The organism is Acinetobacter sp. 22301 (assembly GCF_052045285.1).
GTDB lineage: Bacteria > Pseudomonadota > Gammaproteobacteria > Pseudomonadales > Moraxellaceae > Acinetobacter > Acinetobacter pittii.
Map to the genome: position 1 here is coordinate 591,657 of NZ_JBQEOR010000001.1, position 17,719 is coordinate 609,375.

17 protein-coding genes are annotated in these 17,719 nt (G+C 38.7%); 6 read left to right on the plus strand and 11 right to left on the minus strand.

Annotated features, from left to right (window positions below; translation table 11 throughout):
* Positions 1-358: 358 nt before the first annotated feature.
* The 6 genes from ACTJJH_RS02715 to ACTJJH_RS02740 form a co-directional block, all read right to left on the minus strand.
* Positions 359-1,021 carry an isochorismatase family protein gene (locus ACTJJH_RS02715; protein ID WP_440600693.1) on the minus strand — a complete coding sequence of 221 codons (663 nt, stop codon included), beginning with the start codon at positions 1,019-1,021 and terminating at the stop codon, positions 359-361.
* Between the two features lie 67 nt (positions 1,022-1,088).
* A complete protein-coding gene (locus ACTJJH_RS02720; RefSeq protein WP_440600694.1) occupies positions 1,089-1,859 on the minus strand; it encodes an SDR family oxidoreductase in 771 nt (256 codons plus the stop codon).
* 357 nt (positions 1,860-2,216) lie between these two features.
* Positions 2,217-2,837, minus strand: a complete 621-nt coding sequence (locus ACTJJH_RS02725; RefSeq protein ID WP_440600695.1) for an ATP-binding cassette domain-containing protein — start codon at positions 2,835-2,837, stop codon at positions 2,217-2,219.
* A 4-nt stretch (positions 2,838-2,841) separates the two neighbouring features.
* Entirely contained in the window at positions 2,842-3,534 is a 693-nt protein-coding gene (modB, locus tag ACTJJH_RS02730; protein ID WP_440600696.1) for a molybdate ABC transporter permease subunit, read from the minus strand.
* Positions 3,531-4,316, minus strand: a complete 786-nt coding sequence (gene modA / locus ACTJJH_RS02735; protein ID WP_440600697.1) for a molybdate ABC transporter substrate-binding protein — start codon at positions 4,314-4,316, stop codon at positions 3,531-3,533. Before modA ends, modB begins: the two co-directional genes overlap by 4 nt.
* Positions 4,317-4,787: 471 nt before the next feature.
* A complete protein-coding gene (locus tag ACTJJH_RS02740) occupies positions 4,788-5,138 on the minus strand; it encodes a winged helix-turn-helix domain-containing protein (RefSeq protein ID WP_000664122.1) in 351 nt (116 codons plus the stop codon).
* Positions 5,139-5,358: 220 nt separating this feature from the next.
* Between ACTJJH_RS02740 and antA the strand changes: the two genes are divergently transcribed.
* From antA to ACTJJH_RS02760, 4 genes are all read left to right on the plus strand, one after another.
* A complete protein-coding gene (antA, locus tag ACTJJH_RS02745; RefSeq protein ID WP_206221529.1) occupies positions 5,359-6,774 on the plus strand; it encodes an anthranilate 1,2-dioxygenase large subunit in 1,416 nt (471 codons plus the stop codon).
* A 2-nt stretch (positions 6,775-6,776) separates the two neighbouring features.
* Positions 6,777-7,268, plus strand: a complete 492-nt coding sequence (gene antB / locus ACTJJH_RS02750; protein ID WP_440600698.1) for an anthranilate 1,2-dioxygenase small subunit — start codon at positions 6,777-6,779, stop codon at positions 7,266-7,268.
* A gap of 5 nt (positions 7,269-7,273) precedes the next feature.
* The gene (antC, locus tag ACTJJH_RS02755) at positions 7,274-8,308 is read left to right on the plus strand and encodes an anthranilate 1,2-dioxygenase electron transfer component AntC (protein ID WP_440600699.1); all 1,035 of its coding nucleotides are present in this window, start codon (positions 7,274-7,276) and stop codon (positions 8,306-8,308) included.
* Positions 8,309-8,757: 449 nt separating this feature from the next.
* Complete coding sequence (locus ACTJJH_RS02760; protein ID WP_440600700.1) at positions 8,758-9,816, plus strand: AraC family transcriptional regulator; 1,059 nt, start codon at positions 8,758-8,760, stop codon at positions 9,814-9,816.
* A 57-nt stretch (positions 9,817-9,873) separates the two neighbouring features.
* Here ACTJJH_RS02760 and ACTJJH_RS02765 read toward each other — a convergent pair whose 3' ends face one another.
* The 5 genes from ACTJJH_RS02765 to ACTJJH_RS02785 are packed head-to-tail and all read right to left on the minus strand — an operon-like array spanning position 9,874 to position 14,762.
* A complete protein-coding gene (locus tag ACTJJH_RS02765; RefSeq protein WP_440600701.1) occupies positions 9,874-10,821 on the minus strand; it encodes a SphA family protein in 948 nt (315 codons plus the stop codon).
* Positions 10,822-10,873: 52 nt separating this feature from the next.
* Complete coding sequence (locus ACTJJH_RS02770; protein ID WP_440600702.1) at positions 10,874-11,404, minus strand: flavin reductase family protein; 531 nt, start codon at positions 11,402-11,404, stop codon at positions 10,874-10,876.
* A 27-nt stretch (positions 11,405-11,431) separates the two neighbouring features.
* Positions 11,432-12,670: a styrene monooxygenase/indole monooxygenase family protein gene (locus ACTJJH_RS02775; protein ID WP_440600703.1), complete on the minus strand. Its 1,239-nt coding sequence runs from the start codon at positions 12,668-12,670 to the stop codon at positions 11,432-11,434.
* 43 nt (positions 12,671-12,713) lie between these two features.
* Complete coding sequence (locus ACTJJH_RS02780) at positions 12,714-13,499, minus strand: SDR family oxidoreductase (RefSeq protein ID WP_130625480.1); 786 nt, start codon at positions 13,497-13,499, stop codon at positions 12,714-12,716.
* 12 nt (positions 13,500-13,511) lie between these two features.
* Positions 13,512-14,762 carry a dienelactone hydrolase family protein gene (locus ACTJJH_RS02785; RefSeq protein ID WP_440600704.1) on the minus strand — a complete coding sequence of 417 codons (1,251 nt, stop codon included), beginning with the start codon at positions 14,760-14,762 and terminating at the stop codon, positions 13,512-13,514.
* A gap of 368 nt (positions 14,763-15,130) precedes the next feature.
* Between ACTJJH_RS02785 and ACTJJH_RS02790 the strand changes: the two genes are divergently transcribed.
* Together ACTJJH_RS02790 and ACTJJH_RS02795 are read left to right on the plus strand one after the other, a co-directional pair.
* Positions 15,131-16,342 carry an OprD family outer membrane porin gene (locus tag ACTJJH_RS02790; RefSeq protein WP_440600783.1) on the plus strand — a complete coding sequence of 404 codons (1,212 nt, stop codon included), beginning with the start codon at positions 15,131-15,133 and terminating at the stop codon, positions 16,340-16,342.
* Positions 16,343-16,358: 16 nt separating this feature from the next.
* Positions 16,359-17,702 carry an MFS transporter gene (locus ACTJJH_RS02795; RefSeq protein WP_440600705.1) on the plus strand — a complete coding sequence of 448 codons (1,344 nt, stop codon included), beginning with the start codon at positions 16,359-16,361 and terminating at the stop codon, positions 17,700-17,702.
* The last annotated feature ends 17 nt before the right edge of the window (positions 17,703-17,719 follow it).

The following is a 17,719-nucleotide window of genomic DNA, read 5'->3' on the forward strand; positions in this document are numbered from 1 at the left end:
ATAATTTAATATTATTCCTAATTCACTATCTACATGTACGCCCTTGGCGAATAAAAGAATTCTTGAGCTGAACCATATTGCGACCCTCTTCATTAAGTCATTTTTCGACCTTATTCTATATAATGATTAACACATGATAAATATTATCATTTGTGTTTAGCGGTGTATCATATACATATAAGTTTTAATATTCAATATTAAGTAATTATCAAATACATAATGATAACCATTATATATTACTGATTAAATGATGATGAGTTGCATCAATTCTCTATTATAAGTATTCATTTCCACCCATATAAAAAGCAGATCGATGATCTGCTTTTTTATATTTTAAATAGAATAAGTTAAATGACTATTATGCTAAGGATGGTACATCTTGTTCTTGCATCCATGCATGAATCACTTGTTGTGTTGTCATGACTTGAGCGCATCGTGTACTAGCATATTTTAATGCCATATCATGCTCTTCTCTGCTAAAGTCAGCCAGCGCATCACCACATAAAAATGGCTGTATGTTTAGCATAAATGCTTCCGCAGCACTCATTAAACAACCAATATGTGCATATACCCCACAGATAATGAGTTGATCGCGACCAGAGTCCCGCATGAGTTGTTCAAGAGGTGAGAATTTAAAAACACTATATCTCCACTTGGTAAGAACCGTATCATTTTTTTGAGGGGAAATATTTGGCAAAATTTGCGTAAAACTCGGCTCGTTTTTTAAACCAGGTCCCCAAAAATCAGTTAATAACTGTCGATGTTCAGGTGATTGATTACCCGGTTGTGCGGTATAAACAACGGGAATATTAGACTGATGAGCGGCGTCAATTAATGCTTTGGTGTTTTTAATTAATTCTGGAATAGGTTCTTGAGTTAAATCATAGAAATCTAAAAAATATTGCTGCATATCATGAACCAATAAAACAGCTCGATTGGTATGCAATAACCAATTTGTTTTATTGGGAGTAAATTCATGGGCTTGGGGCATACTATAACTTGCAATCTTTGGAATACTCATTAGTATTTTCCTTTTTTATCTTTCAAAATATTTTTAATTTCAGATGGTTGTTGTGCTGAAGTAGTCTTTAGACCCCAAGTGTAGCTCCCCCATCTACCACTATTTCTTGCATCGTAATTTGGGCCGCTCGGTCCGAAAGTAAAAAGCTCACGGTATTGGCAATATCATCTGGTTGCGCGAGTTTTCTTAAGGGAATACCTGTTCGGTACTGACTCAAATCACCATCAATTACTGCAGGTGGAGGTGCATTATCAGTCCAGAGTTGTTGCTGCATTTGAGTGAGAGTAGATCCAGGTGAAACAATATTTAGCCTGACTTGATAAGGTGCGATTTCAAGTGCCAGATTGCGACAAAAATGACTCAGTGCAGCCTTAGTAGTGGCGTACATACCAAGTTGCATACGCGGCATGCGTGCACTATTTGAACTAATAGTGACAATGCTACCCCGCCTTTTTGCACAAAAATGTTTAGCAACTTGTTGGCTGATCGCGATAGGTGCCATGACATTGACCGCAAAAAGTGTTTCCCAATCTTCCGTTTTTGCTTCAAGCATGGAGCGCATAATTAATACTCCTGCTGCATTTACTAATCCCGTGATTTCGTATTTTTCCAAAAGCTCTGAAATTAAAGTTTGCGTTTCTTGCTGATGGGTAATGTCTTGTGAGATGCCTTGCCATTGTGAAGATTGATCTGGCGTTATTATTTTGCTGATATCCCATTGTTTAGGATTTTCTTGTCGGTCAATACCAATAACATAATAGCCCTGATCTAGTAGTTGCTTGGCAATAGCCGCTCCTATCCCTCTTGCAGCACCTGTGACCACGATGGTAGAGCGCATGCGGATACTCCAATTTATATTATAAAGAAATCTATAAATATAATTGCAAATAATTATCATTCTTATCAAGAGCAAATTAAGATAAAAGGTTAATTTATGATCTAAGGCAAATGAGCTTTAGCTTAAAATTTTAAATTAATTTGTTGTTTTATATGCTTTTTATTAAATAAGAAGGTCAAAAATATTTTATTATTAATAATCATTTTCCATAAGGCAGGTTTTGATTTATTCGGCTAAAATCAGATTTATGGTTTATCAAACCCTATAACTTTAGGGTTCAATCTCCCGCAGGCTCAGAATGAATTCTCTATAACTCTGACTCTCGTAAGTTTGGAAATGCGTATAAAAAATTAAAAATTATAAAATCCACATAGTTTCGGTCAGTTGTTTAATCTCTTGAATATCATGACTTACATAAATCATCGGAATTTTAATTTCCTCTTTTACTTTCTGAAAAAAAGGAATAATTTCAGCTTTATGATTCGCATCTAATGCTGATAAAGGCTCATCAAGCAGTAACAGTTTAGGTGAATATAACAATGCTCGACCTAGTGCCACGCGCTGCTTTTCCCCACCTGAGAGTTTGATGGGCATACGTTGTAATAAGTGCCCTAACTTTAATAATTCAATAATATATTCTGCTTCGAAGTGACGTTCTTGTTGGGAAAGATGCTTAAAACTAAACAATAAATTTTGCTTGACTGTTTTATGCGGAAAAAGCTGAGCATCTTGAAAAACCAATCCAATATGCCGCTTTTGGGTACTCAAGTTAATTTTTTGATCTGAATCAAACCACGTTTGATCTTGTATTTTAATGAGCCCACTACGCGGAGTGTTCAGGCCAGCAATGGCATGTAAAATGGACGTTTTACCTGAACCAGATGCACCGAATAAACCAATAACAGCAGCATCTGACTGGAAACTAGGTTCAATACGAAATTGACCCATCTGTAGCTGAAAACGGCAATCAATCAACATAGTTTTACCGCCCTAAACGCTTCTTTTGATAACGATGAAACCACTGTGCAAACCATAGCGCTAAAAAAGCCACACTTAACGATAAAACAATAAGCCGTTGAATAGCGGCCTCTGTATCTGGTTGTTGCATTAAGCTATACATAGCTAAAGGCAAAGTACGCGTTTCATTTGAAATATTACCCACAAAGGTAATGGTCGCACCAAACTCACCTAAACTACGGCAAAAACATAAAATAGCACCAACTAAAATGCCACTGCTGGCAAGAGGTAAAGTGACATGAAAAAATGCCCCTAAAGATGAAGCTCCTAATGTCTTTGCTGCCATTTCTAAACGCTGATCGACCAATTCAATTGCTAGACGAATAGATTGTACCAATAGCGGAAAACCCATCACTGCCGAAGCAAGAACAGCGCCTTTCCAGTTAAATGCAAAATCAATTCCAAGCGGTGCCAAATATTGTCCAATAAGGCCGCGGCTCCCAAATACCTGTAATAACAAATAACCAGGAACAACTGGCGGTAACACCAAAGGTAAGAACACCAATGTTTCAATGAATGATTTACCCCAGAACTCTTTACGTGCCAAAAACCATCCCACACAAATTGCGGGAATAATACTGACGACAAGACAACTTGCTGCAACCTTACAAGAAAGTTGTAGTACGCTGAGCTCTTCTGGGGTTAAAGAAAACATCATGGTTTTACTGGAGCCAACACGCTAAAGCCATATTTTTTAAAAACAGCTTTGGCTTGATTGCTTTGTAAAAATTGATAGAACTTTGCTGAGTTTGAATTCTTTTTAACTATCCCTACAGGATAAATAATTGGCGAATGCGTATTTTCCGGAAATACGCCAGCTACTTTTACGTCTTTGCTAATCGCTGCATCAGTTGCATAGACAATCCCAGCCTGACATTCACCACGTGCAACAAAATTTAATGCCGCCCGAACATCTTCTGTTTCAACTAACTTTGGCTCAATACGATTCCACCAACCTAAGTTAGTAAAAGCTTGTTTAGCATATTTGCCTACAGGCACACTTTTGGTATCTCCTGTACAAATCTTGCCTGTAAACACTTTGTTTGGATCATTGGTTTTATCTAATTTTATGTTGAATGACTGCCCTTTAGGGGTAATTAGAACCAGACGGTTGCCTAATAGATTTATACGGTCATTTGTTGCAACTAATTTTTTATTTTGCAGATAATCCATCCACTGGGTATCTGCTGAAATAAAAATATCTGCTGGCGCACCTGCTTCAATTTGTTTCGCTAAAGTCGATGATCCTGCATACGAAGTTTTAATTTCTACTTTATTTTGTTTTTCATAAATTTTTTCTAAATCATTAATTGCATTGGTTAAACTTGCTGCTGCATAAACAGTAACTGATTCAGCCTTGGCTGGAACATTAAAGACCAATCCTATGCTGAGCATTGAACAAGCTAAAGCCAATTTTTTTATCTTCGTATCACTTACCATTATTTTTACCTTTTTGTCGTTTTTGCAGCGATATATACCCAAGAATATAGCGCTACATAAAGATTATGAAAAGTATAATTCGTCAAATATAGATGATCGGAATGAAGGTAAATAGCGCAATTTGTATTTAGAACTTCATTTTGGTGCACTCGGTAGTGAGAACTAACCACTTAAGAACACTATATAAAACTTATTTTCTTTTAAATTTTAGTGAATAATTTAATTGGTTTTATGGTTATCCCTATGCCAAAAAACACATAGAGATAACCATAAAGATCAGTCGTTTATGCCAGCTACTTTTTTAGATACGCAATAAAAAACGCCTATCCCAAACCATCTTTTACGATAGTGCAGAATAGACGCCATTGTCTGTGTAACTAAAATTGCAGCAGTGCTTTTTCAGCACGTAATTTGAATTAAGCAAAAGCTATACCAAATTAAAAAGATTTCATGCCTAAACAATCTTTTATCTTAACCTTTTAAATAGCTACTCATAATTTGATAATCATGTTCTAAGGCTTGTCGAGCATTGATTTCCATTTGGCGGTAATGCTGTAAGACTTTCTGCCCCAAAGCTGTAACAGCTGCCCCACCACCATGTGTTCCGCCTGTTTGAGTTTCAACTAAAGCTGTTTCAAAGCACTGATTCATGGTGTCGACCAATTGCCATGCACGGCGGTAGCTCATATTCATAGATTTTGCAGCTTGTGAGATCGAACCAGTTCTTTCAATTGCTTCAAGTAAATCTGCTTTACCCGGACCAAATGCGATGTTTTGCTCTAAAAGAATTCTAATTTGTAATTTTAAGTTTTGTTCTTTCATAGACTTAGTTCACAAAATTTCATTTTATGCTCCTTAACATTATAAGGAACTTTGATAGGTTAAAACACATACAAATTTAAATCTCTACTCTTTCCTAAAAGGAGTTCGATCAAAAAATCAAAACTGCACAAAGTGGATAAAGATCTGGAAAAAACGGATAGAGGCAAAGGCTTAATCGCGGTTCAATCAGTTAAAAGCTGATTGATTGGAGGATTGAGCAATGACCTCATCTAATTTAAAACAATGGAATGATTTTATAGATGGATGTATCGACTTCCGTCCTAATGATGGCGTGTTTCGTATTGCACGTAATATGTTTACTGAGCCTGAACTATTTGACTTGGAAATGGAACTTATTTTTGAAAAGGTTTGGATTTATGCATGTCACGAAAGTGAGATTCCAAACAATCATGATTTCCTAACCGTTCAAATTGGCCGTCAGCCGATTATTGTGAGCCGTGATGGTAAAGGCGAACTACATGCCATGGTCAATGCTTGTGAACACCGCGGTGCGACCTTAACACGTGTTGCAAAAGGCAACCAATCTACATTTACTTGTCCGTTCCATGCTTGGTGTTATAAGTCAGATGGCCGTTTAGTTAAAGTAAAAGCACCTGGGGAATACTGTGAAGATTTTGATAAATCAAGCCGTGGCTTAAAACAAGGCCGTATTGCTAGTTATCGAGGATTTGTATTTGTAAGCCTTGATACTCAAGCAACAGATTCTCTAGAAGACTTTTTGGGCGATGCAAAACTGTTTCTTGATTTAATGGTTAACCAGTCTCCAACAGGTGAACTCGAAGTACTTCAAGGCAAGTCATCTTATACCTTTGCAGGTAACTGGAAGCTACAAAATGAAAATGGCCTAGATGGTTACCATGTAAGTACTGTTCACTATAACTATGTCTCTACAGTCCAACACCGTCAACAAGTCAATGCATCAAAAGGTGAAGAACTCGATACGCTTGACTATAGCAAATTAGGGGCTGGTGACTCAGAAACTGACGATGGTTGGTTTAGTTTCAAAAATGGCCATAGCGTATTATTTAGTGACATGCCGAACCCAACTGTTCGTCCGGGCTACAGCACAGTTATGCCGTATATGGTCGAAAAATATGGTGAAAAATATGCTGAATGGGCAATGCACCGTTTAAGAAACTTAAACTTGTACCCTAGCCTCTTCTTTATGGACCAAATTAGTTCACAGCTTCGTATTGTTCGCCCTGTGGCATGGAATAAAACTGAAGTCATTAGCCAATGTATTGGTGTTAAAGGTGAATCTGCTGAAGCACGCCGTAACCGTATTCGCCAGTTTGAAGATTTCTTTAACGTATCAGGCCTTGGTACACCAGACGATTTAGTTGAATTCCGTGAACAGCAAAAAGGTTTTCAGGCACGTCTTGAACGTTGGAGCGATATTTCTCGTGGCTGTCAGTCTTGGGAATATGGCGCGACCAAAAATTCACAAGATTTAGGCATTCAACCCGTCATTACTGGCCGTGAGTTTACCCATGAAGGACTTTATGTAAACCAGCATGGACATTGGCAACGTCTCATGCTCGATGGCTTAAATAAAAAAGCATTGAAAATGCAGGATATTACTTTTGAAAACAATGCCGTAATGGATGAGGTGTAACCATGTCACAAGAACTACATTTTGCTGTATCTCAGTTTTTGTACAAAAAAGCAGAGCTTTGTGATGCTTATGACTGGGATGCCTACCTAGAGCTTTACGATGAAGATAGTGAATATCATATTCCACAGTGGATTGATGACCATAGCTATGTTCAAGATCCAAATCAGGGCTTGTCTTATATTTATTATGCGGACCGTACAGGCCTTGAAGACCGTGTATTCCGTATTCGTACCGGAAAAGCAGCCTCTGCAACGCCGTTACCACGTACTTTGCACAGCATAAACAACATTCGAGTTAAAACACTGGAAGATGGTCTTATCGAAGCAAAAGTTGCATGGCAAACGCTTTATAACCGTCAAGGTTTAGATGGCTGTTTTTACGGACACGCTACTTATCTTTTACGCCAAACAGCAGATGGTTTCCGCATTCGTCGTCAGCACAGCATTTTGCTGAATGACAAAATTGATTCCGTTTTAGACTTCTATCACGTTTAAGGGGAATGAAAATGGGACATTCAGTTGCACTTAACTTTGCCGATGGCAAAACCTTTTTCATTTCGGTAAATAACGACGAATTGTTGCTTGATGCAGCAGTTCGCCAAGGAATTAACCTACCGCTAGACTGTCGTGAAGGTGTTTGTGGTACCTGTCAGGGTCAGTGTGAAACTGGTATTTATGAACAAGAATATGTTGATGAAGATGCATTAAGTGAGCGTGATTTGGCTGAGCGTAAAATGTTAGCTTGCCAGACGCGTGTGAAATCCGATGCTGCTTTTTATTTCGATCATGATTCTGCTATCTGTAACGCTGGTGATACTTTAAAAATTGAAACCAAAGTGATTGCAGTTGAGCTGGTTTCTGAAACGACAGCAATTTTACATCTTGATGCGAGCAGTCATGCTGAACAGCTTCAGTTTTTACCGGGTCAATATGCTCGTTTGCAAATTCCAGATACTGAAGATTGGCGTTCTTATTCTTTTGCAAATAGACCAAATGCAACCAATCAATTGCAATTTCTCATTCGTCTCTTGCCAGACGGTGTGATGAGTAATTATTTGCGTGATCGTTGTCAGGTTGGACAAACCCTACTCATTGAAGCCCCTTTGGGTAGTTTCTATTTACGTGAAGTAGAGCGACCACTGGTTTTTGTAGCAGGTGGAACAGGTTTATCTGCATTTTTAGGTATGCTTGATAACTTGGTTGATCAGCCTAACTCACCTGCTGTTCAGTTGTATTATGGCGTAAATAATGAAACTGACTTGTGTGAACAACAGCGGTTACATGCCTATGCTGAACAGCTACCCAACTTTAGCTATCACCCGATTGTGACTAAAGCAACCGAAGCTTGGCAAGGTAAAGCGGGCTATATTCATGAGCACTTAAATAAAGATCAACTGGCCGAGCAGGCTTTTGATATGTATTTATGTGGTCCACCGCCAATGATTGAAGCTGTTAAAAATTGGTTAGATGAACAATCTTTGCAAAACTATCGTATTTATAGCGAGAAGTTTTTACAGAGCAATACATCACGTTGAAGTATAAATAATTTAAAAACCACTAAACCTGAAATCATTCAATATACTCTTATAAGGGGTATATTGAATTTTTGCATTTAAATTAAAAGTTTTTATATATCAATAATATAAAATAATTAATTCCGACAAAATAAATTGACCAGCTCACTCGGATTTGCTATAAATTTTGGTAGATCTTAAGGAATAAGATCATGATGAGATTAACTTATAGCACCTTTTATATCCCCCTATTCTATTTCTCGAATGTATTAAATTGATGGACAAAATCCGAAGTAAAAATTTGAGAAAATCACATTAATTAGCGGATAAATTGGTCTGTATTTTGCTTATATCTCATTGTAATTTGCGAGTAACTTAATTTTTTAAGTGCCGTATTTACTTGCTGTGCAGCGAAGTTTTAAGGCTTTTGCAATACAAGTAAATACAGGAGTGAGCCAAAAGGGATAAATATGAACCAAGCCAACTCCCCAGAACTCAGTGGGCGTCATTTTCAAAATGAGTCTATCTTTACCAATCATAATCTATTGTTTGATCATCACGATTTAAGCGAAACCTGCCGAAATGTCGGGCAGATTTTTAAACCGCATGATCTTAAAATCTCTCAGCAGAAGCGAGATTTCAGTGCAACCATGCACCATGTTAAAACAGGCGCACTGTCTATTAGTCGCTTGGAATATGGTGCGGATGTCATTATTGAACCAGATCACCTTGATAGCTTTTACCTCATTCAAATTCCAACTCAAGGCTACGCAGAAATCGAGTTTGGTTCACAAAAGTTTATTTCTTATTCTCAAGTTGCTTCTCTTATTTCTCCTCAGCAATCTTTACGTATGCGCTGGCATGCGAACTCACCGCAGCTCATTTTAAAAGTGTCAAAGAATGATTTTACTTACCATTGTCGCCAACACATTGCCGATTCAGAAAACAACTTACTCATTTTTGACCCAAAATTAGACTTTTCTACACAAAGTGGAGCCTATTTTTTGCAGCTGGTTAGAACATTAATGGATGCTTTAGCATGTGAGCAACATCCACTCCATCATCCTTTAGCTTTTAAACAGTTTGAGTCAAATTTGTTTAATGCGCTCATTTATGGTCAACCGAATAATGCATTACATAAAATAGATCAGTATAAAGAAAAAACAGTCTCTCCTTATTTTGTGAAGCGTACAGAAGCTTATATAAAAGAACATTTACATGAGCCACTTAATGTCGAAATTTTGGCTGAACATGCAGGCGTGAGTGTGAGAACCCTATTTACCGGTTTTAAAAATTATTTGGGGACAACCCCAATGTCTTATCTAAAGGAATTACGCTTTGAACAAGCTCATTTAGAACTCATGCATAATGAAAATCTATCGGTCACAGACGTTGCATTTAAATGGGGATTTACTCACTTAGGCCGTTTTTCTCAAGAATATAAACGCCGCTATGGGGAATTACCTTCGTCTACTCGTCGATCTGGTCACAGTGAAGGTTCAGGCTTAATTACTTCAATTTTTTCTTAAGTTTAAAATAGACGAAAGCCTTTTATATTGATTGATATAAAAGGCTTTTTTTATAATTTAAAAATGATGGACATAACGAACTTGTAGTCGTGTTCCCTCTGGGCGGTTTTCAGCATCTTGCTCAAAATATGCATTTGCAACCAAATGATCATTTTTAGAAAAACTGTACATCGCACCAGGACCAATTGCCCAAACTTGTTCACGTCGACCTTTGACTTTTTCACCATCGACTTCGGTATCAGTGACTTGTTTTAGCCAATAACCATTCAGTCCTAAGCGAAACTGTTCAGTAATAGCATAGTCTGTTGCGAAGTTTGCATGAATTGCTTGCCCAGCTTGCATATCATTTGCTCCAGCAAACGCATAGCTCGGGTTATCATTTTTAAAGTTGTAGAGATAATGGATGCGTGTTGAAGCAGTCCATTTGGGATTAAACCAATATGTGGCAGCCCAATAAGGATCAAATGAAACAGCATTATTACTTGGGTTAATATCTTTTTGTTGATCGTATTCGCCAGTAGGTAAATTCACCTGAAATTCAAAACGATGTACAAACTTCGGTCCTTGTGCACCCATGACTGGATCGAACTGAATAAAAGGTCCAATCATAATGTCCCCCAAGCCACTTTGGGCCTTAATAGCAGCATTATTCAAGCCATCATCTATGTCCATTTTGCTAACAAAAGGAATTAAAAAATTTATACCTAAACTGGCTTTATCTTTTACTCGGACATTCGATAAATAACTAATCTGTTCAACCAGTACTTGATAATTTAAATCTGTTTTAGGTAAACCTAATTTTTGTCCATTGGCATCGACCAGTTTATTACTATCGTAATTTTGAAAGTAAGTTTGAGCATACCAGCCAGGCCCTGCAGGTAAACCGCCATCGAGAAAGCTGGTCATACCTAAGTTTACGGTCGGTAAATCATAGGCATGAGAAACTAATGGCAAACCCAACAATGTCCCTGCTAAAAATCCATGTTTAATTAAAGTGCTTTTCATCTTCTTATTTCCTATAAAAAATCACGACCGGATTGATCGTGATTGTGGTGAATTAATGTGCTAATTCTGGATGCTCAGCGGCAATCCGATACTTTCCTGCGTGGAATACCAATGGTTCACCTTGGCGTTGTTGGTATTGTTCAATTTGACCAATAAAAATCAGGTGATCTCCACCTTCATATTGATTGACATTGCGGCAAACCAAGGTTGCGAGCGCATCCGTCAAAATTGGAACGCCAGCATTGCATTGTTGATGGGCAATGCCTGCAAATTTATCTTCAGCACCTCGAGCAAAATGTCCCGAAAGCTGGTGATGCTCCTGTGCCAACATGTGAATGGCAAAATATTCAGCCTCTACAAAATCTGACAAACTTGGCGCTGTTTTTGAAAGACTCCACAAAATTAATGGCGGATCTAAAGACAGCGATGAAAATGAATTGGCTGTCATTCCTATTTTCCGGCCATCTTTACCACGAGTGGTAATCACGGTAACGCCAGTTGCAAACTGTCCAAGTAAATTACGAATTTCTCTTGGGTTTTCAGCATTAATCGCTCGCAAAGCTAAAGTTTCAATTGTGTCCATTTTTAAATCTCCCTTGATATTTTGACCTTAGGCCACTTTTGCTGTGGTTTTTGAAGCCAAGAATACTTGAGCTTGATCTGCATCAAACCACCAAGGGGCAAAAGAGCGCGGGTCATCAAAGTTATTGGCTATAATTGAAGCAATGCTCTGGTTTTGGCTTGCGGCTGCTAATAGCTCAACAACATGGGGCTGTGGTGGAACTAACAGGCTATTGGTCCAAGCCACGACTTTTTCTGCATAAGCCCAATAACGTTCAAAAGTTTGAACCATCCATTGTTCGCTAAAACTTTGATTATCATTGGCTAAAATGGCATCGAAATAGATTTTGCTACACTTAGCAGCGTTGTTTGAGCCTTGACCAGTAATCGGGTCATTCACCACCAAGGCATCTGCCATACCAAAAATTTTCTTGCCAGACGGTAAGGTTAAAACCGGTTTACGTACTGTCGGTGGGAAACGTCCTGCTAAAGATCCACCAGCATCGGTTAACTCAACATTTGCGCAGCGTTCATATTCCCAAGGCACAAATTTCTTGAGTAAATCCAAACTGCATTGCAGATGCTGTTCAGGTGTTTTGACATCTTGCCAGCAGTCCATTGGACCGTTTGGAATACCTTCAAACACCATAATGTCGCAAGGACCATTCACGGTAAGTGCTGGAAATGAAAAGTACTCGCCTACTTCAGGAATAATGTTAAAAGTCACACGTGAATAAGGTGAAATTGGCTTCATGTTTTTGACGTAGGTCAAAGCCAAGGCGCGCTGTGGTTTCTCAAAAACACTACGTGCATCATCACGTTCAAACTGTTTAACGACTTCACCTTTACCAGCCGCGAGTAATACAAGTTCGTAGTCGTTTGCGAGTTGTTCTAACTCGTCTATTCCCACATCCTGAATCACTAATCGACCGCCACGGCGTTCAAATTCTTCCATCCAATATGGCATTTTGACGCGTTGATCGACCGATTGAGCGTAGCGTTCAAGACGAGCACTCCATTCAAATGCTTTACCACCATTTTCAGGGTTAACTAAAGCTAGCCCAATGCCTTCTACCGCTGGGCATTGTTCTTCCCAAAAATTTAGTCCCAAGTCACGTTCAGTTTGTAAAGCGGTATGAAACATACACTGGCTTGACATGACTTTACCTTGACGAATTTCCTCGGCAGTTCGGTTGGTGATCATGGTTACGTCGTAACCTGTATCTAATAAGCCCAAACCAAGCTGTAAACCAGACTGTCCTGCTCCAACAATTGCAATATGGCGCATAATCTTCTCCATAATTTTTTAAATGTGCTTTTAAAACGCTGTGCTATTCAGCTAAACGTGGAATAGCGGGCTGTGATCCTTCAGGGCCCATCACTGAATATCCGCCATCGACCGCATAATCTGCTCCGGTGACAAAACTCGCAGCGGGTGACACTAAAAACAAAACCACGTTGGCGACTTCTTCGGGATGACCCAATCGGCCTAGTAAGTGATAATCGGCTGCCACGCTATCGGCCTTTTCACGGTTATTACCACTGACTTCTGCAATGACTCGCGACCATGTCCAACCCGGTGAAACGGAGTTGACGCGAATACCGTCGGCAGCAAAATCCATTGCCATGCTTTGTGTGAGTTGACGTATCGCGGCTTTAGAAACCGGATATAACCAGCGCCCTGTTTGTGCTACTTTGGCCGAGATTGAAGTAAAATTAACGATTGAACCTTGCTGCTTTTTTAGGTCATGGTATAAAGCACGGCTCAGCTCAACTGTTGAGACCAAATTAATATCGAGTGCTTGTAACCAGTCCTGACGTGAAGATTTAAAACCATCATCTAAGTAGGTACATGCCAAATTCACCAAATAACTCACTTCACCTAAATGTTGGTGAATATCCGCCACGGCTTGTTGAATAGCCGCATCGCTGGTTAAATCGGTTTGAATAAACATCACGTCATGGTTAAAGCTTTCTGCAATCGCTTTGCCTTTGCCATCAATATCTAAGATAGCGACATGAGCACCTGCACTTACCAAAGCTTGTACAACAGCTTTACCAATGAGTGTTGCACCGCCGCTCACTACAGCGACTTTTCCTTTTAAATCTATATTCATTGCAGATACTCCTTAATTGACTGGTTTGCCTTCACTACTTGACCAAGATGGCATCAACGTATTTGAAGGAAGATCTTCATCAAGAAGTTTTCTTGCTGTCTCGACACCTGCAACTGGTAAGCCTGTTGGGTTTAATAAACCAATTTGAACAAGTACAGATGCTTGGTCCCAGTAAATATGCTCATGGCATAGCTTTGAACCTCTGAACTGAATTACACCTAACATTGGAATCTCGACATATTTACCAGTCGGTTTTACACCCGGTAATAACCAGTCAATTTCAGCGTCGTGTGTAAAGCTCATAATGAACTCGTCTACCACTTGCGTTGAGCCAACCGTACGAGAGATCGAGGTGATCTTCATATCTTTCGGGTTTTGATGGACAAAGTGATATTGATAAAAACGCGCAAGTTGGCTTTGGCCTACACCACCAGTTAAAGTTGGAATATGGTTCACATACGGTTCTGCGACCATTGTTGCCATGGTTGCTGGCACATCACGCGTATCAAACTCATGCCGAATATGCTCTTCCCATAGTGCAACTAGGTCATATTTCGGCCCAATCGTTTCATGTAGAGCTGTTACTGTACGTTCATGGGCAAAGCGCGCTGAAGGTTTGTGGTAATGGTTGCTTTTTGGTCGTGCAAAAGCATGATCAACACCTTCATAAACATAAGCTTGTACATTTGAATATTGGTTAACTGCATCGACAATCGCTTGCCTCGCATCTGGCGGTGTAAATTGGTCCAGTTCTGCAATATGTAAAACCAAACGCCCCTTTACGTTGGCTAACTCATCTAAGGCTTTTTCAATGCCTACACCGTAATAACCTACGGCACATGCCACTTCAGAAAGTCGACAGCCTGAAAGATACGCAAGCTTTCCACCTAAGCAATAGCCCACTACGCCGAGACCTATAGAGGTATCACATTCTGGTCGTGTCTTTAAAAAAGCTAAGCTGTCTTGAATATCTTCAACACCGAGGTTTTCATCATATTGCTGATAAAGTTCAAAAGCATTTTGAAAGTCATCTGGTGTATAACCGAGTTCAATATTAGGTGCTACACGCCAAAATAGATCAGGAACTAAAACGGTATAGCCTTCTTCTGCAAGAAATTCTGCTTTTTCTCGCATGGCTGCATTAACCCCAAAGATTTCCTGACAAAGGACCACCCCAGGTCCTTTTCCTGTTTCTGGTGTCGCTAGATATGCACTGAACTGCTTTCCAGATGCAGTTTTAATTTGAATGGTTTGACCAGCCATAGTGTCAACTCCTGACATTGTTATGGCTTTATCTTCTATCTGAATTTTTTTTTAGACTGTCCAAAAGCTGCAAGCACTATCCAATCTCTGCGCAATTATCAAAATCAATCAAACTGGATAAAAAATTAAAAACAAAGAAACACCTATATTTCAAAACTTTAAATTAAAAATGGAAATGAATGATTTTTATCTAATTTGGAAAAAATGGATGAAGATTAGGACTTATTGGATAGTGACGATTGGCTAAAAATAGTTCAATCAAGTCATGTAATTCGTTTGATTACATAAAAAAAGCCCAGTCATTTTCTAAATTAAGGCGTTTATTTATGCATAGACCATGGCCAATTTATGGACAACAAAAAACGTTAATGCTCATCAATATTTTATGTTGCAGTGCATTTTCTACTCAGGCTTATTCAGCGGATGAAGAATGGAAATTTACATCAAAAAATGCATATATAGACAGAAACTATGACAATCCAGATGTAAAAGACACAGGTAGCTGGTCACAATCAGTTTCTCTATTTTACAACTCAAATATGCATGATACGCCGTTAGAAATTGGTGGAACCCCGATTCAAATTGGCGCAAATGCTTCAGCACAATATGCGGTTCGTTTAAGCCAAGATAAACATGTTGCAGATACGGTATTACCTTTTGATAAAGCCACGCAGTCCCAAGCACCTGATTATCTAAAATATGGCGCGACTTTAAAGTTAGGCTATAACAAGACACTACTCAGCATTGGTGAATTATGGCTGGATTTACCCGTAACCACTGTAGATGCAAGTCGACAACTTCTAACGTCTTATTGGGGAACTAATCTTAAAAGTCAGCTAAACGATAAGCTTTTTGCAGAAATTGGCCGTATTGAAAAAGTATCACCGCGAAATGAAGAAGACTTTCATCGATTTTCTTTTACTTCAAAAGATATGACTGGTTACTCCGACGGCCTTAACTATATAGATCTTCGCTATCAATTTACGCCTACGCTGAAGGGTGAATATTACTTTGGAAATATGGAGGATTTATATAACAAACATTATGTGGGAATGGACCACATATGGAAAAACGCTAATTTTTCAGTTAATTCAAAATTCAAATATTTCAATGCTAAAGATAATGGAAATCTATTTGACATTGACGCACAAAACGTAGGGTTATTAGAAACGCTTAAAGTAAAAAATCACAGCTTTGGTGTGGGTTATCAGCAAATTATTGGTGAGTCTGCTTACCCGTTACCAGATGGTTTCTTGCCTGAAACTTATTTCATTAACTGGAACACGACTGGTTTCTTCAAACAAGATGAAAAATCTTATCACTTCATCTATGGCTATGACTTTAAAGATTATGTGCCTGGTTTAAATACCACTTTCAAATATGTATATGGCGATCACTTTAAGACAGCAGATGGCTTAAAAAATAAAGAAAGTGAAGCAAACATTATTGTCAATTATGCCCTTCAACAGCCACTCCTCAAAGGTTTAGCTCTTCAATACATCTTCATCAATTACGACGTTAAGCATGGAAACGATTTCTCTGAAAACCGTTTCTTCGTCAATTACAGCAAAAAATTTTAATGAATAAGGAATACGTATGAAAACGATAGATGCAAACACGATTATCAATCGCGAAAAACTGTCTCGATTACAATGGATGGTTTTTATCTTAGGCTTTTTTGTCTTCTTCTGTGATGGTCTAGACACAGGAATTATCGGTTTTATTGCCCCTGCACTGCTCGATGATTGGGGAATTACCAAGCCTCAGCTTGCCCCAGTTTTAAGTGCAGCTTTAGTGGGCATGTCGATCGGTGCAATTATTTCTGGCCCTTTAGCCGATAAATTTGGCCGTAAAGGCGTTATTGTTTTTACCAGCCTTTTGTTTTCCATATTTACGATTTTGTGTGGCTTTGCCAATTCAACCCAAGACTTAATGATTTATCGCTTTATTACAGGTGTTGGTTTAGGCGCAGCCATGCCAAACATCAGTACTATTGTCTCTGAATACATGCCTGTAAAACGTAAAGCATTCCTTACAGGTCTTGCTGGCTGTGGTTTTATGCTGGGTATTTCTTGTGGCGGTGTGTTGTCAGCTTATCTATTAGAAAGCTATGGCTGGGCAAAAGTGATTATTATTGGCGGAAGCATTCCCCTAATTTTAGTGGTTGCTTTATTGCTTAAATTACCTGAATCAACTCAATACTTAATTACACGTCATCAACAAGACAAAGCTCAGCGTATATTAGAAAATATTCAAGGACATTCCTTCCAAGAGCCAGTAAAACTTGTTTTAACTCAAGCAGAAAATGCTTCAGATGAAAATCCAGTTAAAGTGGTTTTAGGAAAATATCTGTGGGGTTCAAGTATGCTTTGGCTCTGCTGCTTTACGAGTCTTTTAGTGTTTTATCTTTTAACAAGCTGGATGCCAACGATTTTAAAAACAGCTGGTTTTAGTACCCAACAGTTTAGTTTAATTGCCGCGATTTTCCCTTTTGGTGGTGTGATTGGTGCAACCATTATGGGATGGTACATGGATAAACTGAACCCAACCACAGTCATTAAATATTCATATCTAATTGCCTTCGCCCTATTCATTGTCGCAGGTCTAGTAAGCTCAAATATTTTCTTGTTAGGTCTTACTATCTTCTTAATTGGTGCTTTACTCGCTGGTGCACAGTCTTCATTACTGCCACTTGCAGCTATATTCTATCCAGCGGTCTGTCGTGCGGTTGGCGTTTCATGGATGCATGGTATTGGTCGTATCGGTGCAATTTTAGGCGCTTTCTTTGGCTCGCTCATTTTTACTTTTAACCTAAGCTTAAGCGGTATTTTCTTTATTCTAGCAATACCAACTTTCATCTCATTTATTGCACTTAGTCTCAAAGTGATTTATGAGAAATCTAAAAACAAACAAGTGTTAAAGCTCGAAGAAAGTTTATAAATATTAGGCTATAAATA

Bases quoted from the DNA above. Each gene is read 5' to 3' on its own strand.
- ACTJJH_RS02715 (WP_440600693.1), bottom strand. From the start codon at position 1,021: ATGAGTATTCCAAAGATTGCAAGTTATAGTATGCCCCAAGCCCATGAA.
- ACTJJH_RS02720 (WP_440600694.1), bottom strand. From the start codon at position 1,859: ATGCGCTCTACCATCGTGGTCACAGGTGCTGCAAGAGGGATAGGAGCG.
- ACTJJH_RS02725 (WP_440600695.1), bottom strand. From the start codon at position 2,837: ATGTTGATTGATTGCCGTTTTCAGCTACAGATGGGTCAATTTCGTATT.
- modB (WP_440600696.1), bottom strand. From the start codon at position 3,534: ATGATGTTTTCTTTAACCCCAGAAGAGCTCAGCGTACTACAACTTTCT.
- modA (WP_440600697.1), bottom strand. From the start codon at position 4,316: ATGGTAAGTGATACGAAGATAAAAAAATTGGCTTTAGCTTGTTCAATG.
- ACTJJH_RS02740 (WP_000664122.1), bottom strand. From the start codon at position 5,138: ATGAAAGAACAAAACTTAAAATTACAAATTAGAATTCTTTTAGAGCAA.
- antA (WP_206221529.1), top strand. From the start codon at position 5,359: ATGACCTCATCTAATTTAAAACAATGGAATGATTTTATAGATGGATGT.
- antB (WP_440600698.1), top strand. From the start codon at position 6,777: ATGTCACAAGAACTACATTTTGCTGTATCTCAGTTTTTGTACAAAAAA.
- antC (WP_440600699.1), top strand. From the start codon at position 7,274: ATGAAAATGGGACATTCAGTTGCACTTAACTTTGCCGATGGCAAAACC.
- ACTJJH_RS02760 (WP_440600700.1), top strand. From the start codon at position 8,758: ATGAACCAAGCCAACTCCCCAGAACTCAGTGGGCGTCATTTTCAAAAT.
- ACTJJH_RS02765 (WP_440600701.1), bottom strand. From the start codon at position 10,821: ATGAAAAGCACTTTAATTAAACATGGATTTTTAGCAGGGACATTGTTG.
- ACTJJH_RS02770 (WP_440600702.1), bottom strand. From the start codon at position 11,404: ATGGACACAATTGAAACTTTAGCTTTGCGAGCGATTAATGCTGAAAAC.
- ACTJJH_RS02775 (WP_440600703.1), bottom strand. From the start codon at position 12,670: ATGCGCCATATTGCAATTGTTGGAGCAGGACAGTCTGGTTTACAGCTT.
- ACTJJH_RS02780 (WP_130625480.1), bottom strand. From the start codon at position 13,499: ATGAATATAGATTTAAAAGGAAAAGTCGCTGTAGTGAGCGGCGGTGCA.
- ACTJJH_RS02785 (WP_440600704.1), bottom strand. From the start codon at position 14,762: ATGGCTGGTCAAACCATTCAAATTAAAACTGCATCTGGAAAGCAGTTC.
- ACTJJH_RS02790 (WP_440600783.1), top strand. From the start codon at position 15,131: ATGCTCATCAATATTTTATGTTGCAGTGCATTTTCTACTCAGGCTTAT.
- ACTJJH_RS02795 (WP_440600705.1), top strand. From the start codon at position 16,359: ATGAAAACGATAGATGCAAACACGATTATCAATCGCGAAAAACTGTCT.